This window comes from Rhodococcus sp. 7Tela_A2 (genome assembly GCF_049311045.1).
Taxonomy (GTDB): domain Bacteria; phylum Actinomycetota; class Actinomycetes; order Mycobacteriales; family Mycobacteriaceae; genus Rhodococcus.
Map to the genome: position 1 here is coordinate 1 of NZ_JAXION010000186.1, position 4,994 is coordinate 4,994.

Here is a 4,994-nt window from a genome sequence, read left to right on the forward strand (position 1 = left end):
GGTCATGGTCTCCTTCCCCATCGAGGTCTGGAAACAGCCCCGCGTCCCCGACAGCGGCGCCGCCTGGGCCACCATCACCAAAGAACCGGTGGTGTGAGCGCATGCTGACACTGAAGGCGGCCGGACTACTCGATGTAGACACCGGCGAGATCATCCGACCGGGCATCCTGCGCATCGACGGCGACCGGATCGTCGGTGTCGGCGGCGAACCGGAGGGCGAGGTCATCGACCTCGGAGACCAGATCCTGATGCCGGGATTGATGGACATGGAAGTCAACCTGCTGATGGGTGGCCGCGGCGAGAAGCCCGTCTACTCCACCGTGCAGGACGATCCGCCGCTGCGCATGCTCCGCGCCGTGGGTAACTCGCGTCGCACGCTGCGTGCCGGTTTCACCACCGTCCGCAACCTCGGCCTGTTCGTGAAAACGGGTGGTTACCTGCTCGACGTGGCACTGGGCAAGGCGATCGACGCCGGCTGGGTCGACGGACCGCGCATCGTGCCCGCCGGCCATGCGATCACTCCCACCGGTGGACACCTCGACCCCACCATGTTCGCCGCGTTCGCACCCGGTGTCCTCGAGCTGACGATCGAGGAGGGAATCGCCAACGGCGTCGACGAAGTCCGCAAGGCGGTCCGGTACCAGATCAAGCACGGCGCGCAGCTCATCAAGGTCTGCGTCTCCGGTGGCGTCATGTCGCACACGGGACTTCCCGGAGCACAGCACTATTCCGACGAAGAACTCCGCGCCATCGTCGACGAGGCGCACCGCCGTGGACTCAAGGTCGCGTCCCACACGCACGGCGCTGACGCCGTCCGTGCGGCCGTTGCCGCAGGTATCGACTGCATCGAGCACGGCTTCCTCATCGACGACGACGCGATCGACCAGATGGTGCAGAACGGCACGTTCCTCGTGCCGACGACGCGGCTCGCCGACGCGATGGACATCTCCCACGCCCCGGCCGATCTCCAGGCCAAGGCGGCCGAGATGTTCCCCAAGGCACGCACTTCGGTGCTTGCCGCGTACAAGGCCGGCGTGAAGATCGCGGTCGGCACCGATGCACCTGCCATACCGCACGGCAAGAACGCCGACGAACTCGTCGCACTCGTCGACCGCGGCATGCCGCCGCTGGCGGTCATCCAGGCGGCGACCATCAATGCGGCCGAACTCATCGACGTGGACGACCGCGGCCGTCTCGCCGAGGGCCTGCTCGCCGACATCATCGCCGTTCCCGGCGATCCCACCGAAGACATCACCGTCACCCAGAACGTGCGGTTCGTGATGAAAGGCGGAAAGGTCTATGTCAACAACTGACGACCTGGTCGAGATCAATCAGCTTCTCGCGCGTTACGCGGTGAACATGACCAAGGGCGACGTCGACGGTGTCGTGTCCGTCTTCACCCCCGACGGCACCTACAGTGCGTTCGGCGACGCGTTCCCCCTCGACCAGTTCCCCGAACTGGTCGCGGCGGCCCCGAAGGGCCTGTTCATGACCGGCACGGCGCTGGTGGAACTCGAGGGCGACACCGCGACGGGGACGCAGCCCCTGTGCTTCGTCGATCACGCGACCCACGACATGCGGATCGGGTACTACAACGACACCTACGTCCGCACCGAGGACGGGTGGCGGCTCCGGACCCGGGCGATGACCTTCATGCGTCGCAGTGGCGCACACGATTCGGGCATTCCGCACGCATTCGAGCGGCCCTCGGCATGAACGTGACCGAGTTCAGGGACGCAGTACGCGCCTGGCTCGACGAGAACGACCTCCGGCCCGGCCCAGATCATTCGTTCGACGCACAGGTCGAACAGCTGGGCCGGGTCCGGCGTGCGTTGTACGACGCCGGCTGGATGCGTTACGGATGGCCCGAGGCGGTCGGTGGCCTCGGCGGCGACGCGATGCTGCGGGCAGTGCTCGGCGAAGAGGTCGCAACTCGCGACCTCGCCGAGCCCGGTATCTACTCGATGATCGAAGTGCTTGCGCCCACGATGATCTCGTACGCCCGGCCGGAGCTTGCGGCCGAAATGGTTCCGAAACTGCTCCGCGGCGAGGAACAGTGGTGCCAAGGGTTCTCGGAGCCGGGCTCCGGGAGCGACCTCGCGTCGCTGTCCACACGGGCGGTACAGCGCGGCGACGAGTGGGTCGTCAACGGCCAGAAGGTGTGGACCAGTCTCGCGCAGTTCTCCTCCCGGTGTGTCCTGCTCACGCGGACCGCGCCCGGGCACGGCGGCATCACCGCGTTCTTCGTCGACATGGATACCCCCGGGATCACGGTGCGTCCGCTGCGGACCATGCACGGGGTCGACGAGTTCGCGGAGGTGTACTTCGACGACGTCGTCGTCCCCGCCGACCGCATGCTCGGTAACCCCGGTGACGGGTGGAAGCTCGCGATGGATCTGCTCCCGCACGAGCGGTCGACGTGCTTCTGGCATCGGATCGCGTACCTGTTCACCCGGCTGGATCGCCTGGTCCAGGAGACGGACTCGGCGTCCGACGACGAACTCGGCGCCGCGTATCTCGCGCTGCACACCGTGCGGAGCCGGTCGTACGCGACGCAGCAACGCCTCGCGTCGGGCGCACCGCTGGGTCCCGAGACCTCGGTCGACAAGGTCCTTCTCGCGACCGCGGAGCAGCAGTTGTTCGACACCGCCCGCGACCTTCTTCCCGGTGTGATCGAACTGTCGGACGGGGAGTGGCGCACCGAATTCCTGTATTCGCGCGCAGCGACCATCTACGGCGGTACCGCCGAAATCCAGCGGAACATCATCGCGCGACGGCTGCTCGGATTGGGGACCGAATGACGACCTACAAGACCGCCCGGCCGAATGCGGCGGCGCTGGATCCCGAACTGGGCCTCCTGGCTGATGCGCTGCGCAAGACCATGGAGACCACCACCGGTGCCGCGCTCGATGCGGCACTCGTGGAACTCGGCTGGCCGGAAATGCTCGCCGAGATGCCGGAAGTGGCGATACCTCTCGTATTCGGGCTACTCGGGGAGACGGGGGCGGCGGGGCCCCCCGCCCCCCCTCGTCAACGATGTCGTACTCGCCGAGGCAGGATCCGGCATCGGTACTACCGTGCCGTTGCCCTACACCGGTAACCGGTGGATCGAGTGGTCCCGTCACGACCGGGACACCGAGGCTCTCGACGCCGAACTTCCTGTCGCCGTGGTGGAGTCCGGAAGCTCGATACCGGTGTCCGCCGGGCGACGGGCGCTCGGCTGGTGGCTGGTCGGTACGAGCCGGGCGATGCTGGACCTGGCCCGTACCCATGCACTCGACCGCACCCAGTTCGGCAAGCCCATCGCGGGTTTCCAGGCGGTGCGGCATCGGCTCGCGGAAACCTTCGTCGCCATCGAGGGCGCCGAGGCCACGCTGCATGCGGCCACCGACGACCTGGGCTCACTGCTCGCGAAAGCCGCGGCCGGCCGGGCCGCGATCCTCACCGCGCGTCATTGCCAGCAGGTCCTGGGCGGTATCGGATTCACCGCCGAGCACGACCTGCACCGGCATATCCGGCGCGCGCTCGTGCTCGACGGCCTACTCGGCAGTTCCCGGGAGCTGACCCGGGAGGCCGGTGCCATCATCCGTGCCGGTGGGTCAGCGCCCCGGCTCGTCAACCTCTGAAACACCGACCGGCATCCCGGTCCGGCGAGGGGTCACGCCTTGGCCGGATCGGGATGGTTGGAGAACCACAGGCTTTCCTCGGTGAGCCGGCAACTCTTCCATCCGTCGTCGGTCCGGATGACCTCGTGGTGGTAATTCCCTCCGCAGTAGGTCAATTCACTCATGCCGGGAAGCCGCATCGGGTTGTAGAACATCGCGCGCACCCGTGCCCTGTCACCGTCGAGGTCGACCTCGATGTTGGTGACGAAGTGCTGCGTCATCGGTAACTGATCGAGCGCCTTCTGCAAGAGCGCGAGTACGTCGTCCCGCGATCCGGGCGGATATCCCACGGAGCTGTAGTCGAGGTATGCGTCCTCGGTGAAGACCGAGGCCATACGCTCCCAGTCCTTCGTATCGACGGACGTGGCATAACGGTAGATCAGTTCTGCGATTTCGTGCTTGTCGCACAATTCCTGCGGTGTCATTGGGCCTCCTCAAGTCCGGAATTCGATTCTGTCAGATGAGAACACGCTTTCCTAGGGCGGCTTTTTCGGGCATGATCGTGTCATGTCACAACTCGATTCTCTTCATGATCTGAGCGGGAAAACCGCTGTCGTCACAGGTGGTTCGCGCGGGATCGGCAGGGCCATCGCCCAGATCCTCGCCGAAGCCGGCGCCGACGTCGTCATAGCCTCCCGCAAACTGGACAACTGTGTCACCGCCGCCGAGGAAATCGCGGAGACCACGGGAAGAAAGCCCCTGCCCGTCGCCTGCCACGTCGGCCGCTGGGACGACTGCAACGACCTCGTCGACACCACTCTCGAGCATTTCGGGCGGCTCGACATCCTCATCAACAACGCCGGCATGTCCCCGTTGTACGAGGACCTCGAGTCCATCACCGAAGACCTCTACGACAAGACGTTCGGGGTCAACCTGAAAGGCCCGTTCCGCCTCGCCGTTCGGGCCGGGGCGTACATGGCCGATCACGACGGTGGGTCGATCATCAATGTCGGCACCGCCGGGTCGCTGGTCGCCAGCGTGCGGGAACTGCCCTACGCGTGCGCGAAGGCCGGTCTCAACGCGCTGACCGTCGGCCTCGCAGAGGCATATGCCCCGAAGGTGCGTGTCAACGCGATCCTGCCCGGACCGTTCCGCACCGATCTGTCGAAGGCGTGGGCACCGGCCGAGGACGAGGACGCACCGTTCGTCCCGCTGCGTCGCATGGGCCGGCCGGAGGAGATCGCCCCGCTTGCACTGCATCTCGCCAGTGACGCGTCCAGTTTCACCACCGGAGCGATCATCCGGGTGGACGGCGGCGTCACCCGCAAGGTCTGACCACGACCACGACGAAAGGGCGCCCCTCCGGATCGGAGGGGCGGCCCGGCGGCG

Annotated in this window: 5 protein-coding genes and 1 pseudogene; 5 read left to right on the forward strand and 1 reads right to left on the reverse strand. The window is 66.5% G+C overall.

What is annotated here, in order from left to right:
* Nucleotides 1-101: 101 nt before the first annotated feature.
* From TVH25_RS20735 to TVH25_RS20750, 4 genes and pseudogenes are all read left to right on the forward strand, one after another.
* The gene (locus TVH25_RS20735) at nt 102-1,313 is read left to right on the forward strand and encodes a metal-dependent hydrolase family protein (RefSeq protein ID WP_169622015.1); all 1,212 of its coding nucleotides are present in this window, start codon (nt 102-104) and stop codon (nt 1,311-1,313) included.
* Entirely contained in the window at nt 1,300-1,716 is a 417-nt protein-coding gene (locus TVH25_RS20740; protein WP_169622014.1) for a nuclear transport factor 2 family protein, read from the forward strand. The genes TVH25_RS20735 and TVH25_RS20740 overlap by 14 nt, the downstream gene beginning before the upstream one ends.
* Nucleotides 1,713-2,801: an acyl-CoA dehydrogenase family protein gene (locus tag TVH25_RS20745; protein WP_169622013.1), complete on the forward strand. Its 1,089-nt coding sequence runs from the start codon at nt 1,713-1,715 to the stop codon at nt 2,799-2,801. Before TVH25_RS20740 ends, TVH25_RS20745 begins: the two co-directional genes overlap by 4 nt.
* Nucleotides 2,798-3,626, forward strand: a pseudogene (locus TVH25_RS20750) (acyl-CoA dehydrogenase family protein). Before TVH25_RS20745 ends, TVH25_RS20750 begins: the two are co-directional and overlap by 4 nt.
* A 32-nt stretch (nt 3,627-3,658) precedes the next feature.
* Here the strand turns inward: TVH25_RS20750 and TVH25_RS20755 are convergent.
* Entirely contained in the window at nt 3,659-4,090 is a 432-nt protein-coding gene (locus TVH25_RS20755) for a nuclear transport factor 2 family protein (protein ID WP_169622011.1), read from the reverse strand.
* Nucleotides 4,091-4,172: 82 nt separating this feature from the next.
* Between TVH25_RS20755 and TVH25_RS20760 the strand changes: the two genes are divergently transcribed.
* Nucleotides 4,173-4,940 (forward strand): SDR family NAD(P)-dependent oxidoreductase, encoded by a 768-nt coding sequence (locus tag TVH25_RS20760; protein ID WP_169622010.1) that lies wholly within the window; start codon nt 4,173-4,175, stop codon nt 4,938-4,940.
* The last annotated feature ends 54 nt before the right edge of the window (nt 4,941-4,994 follow it).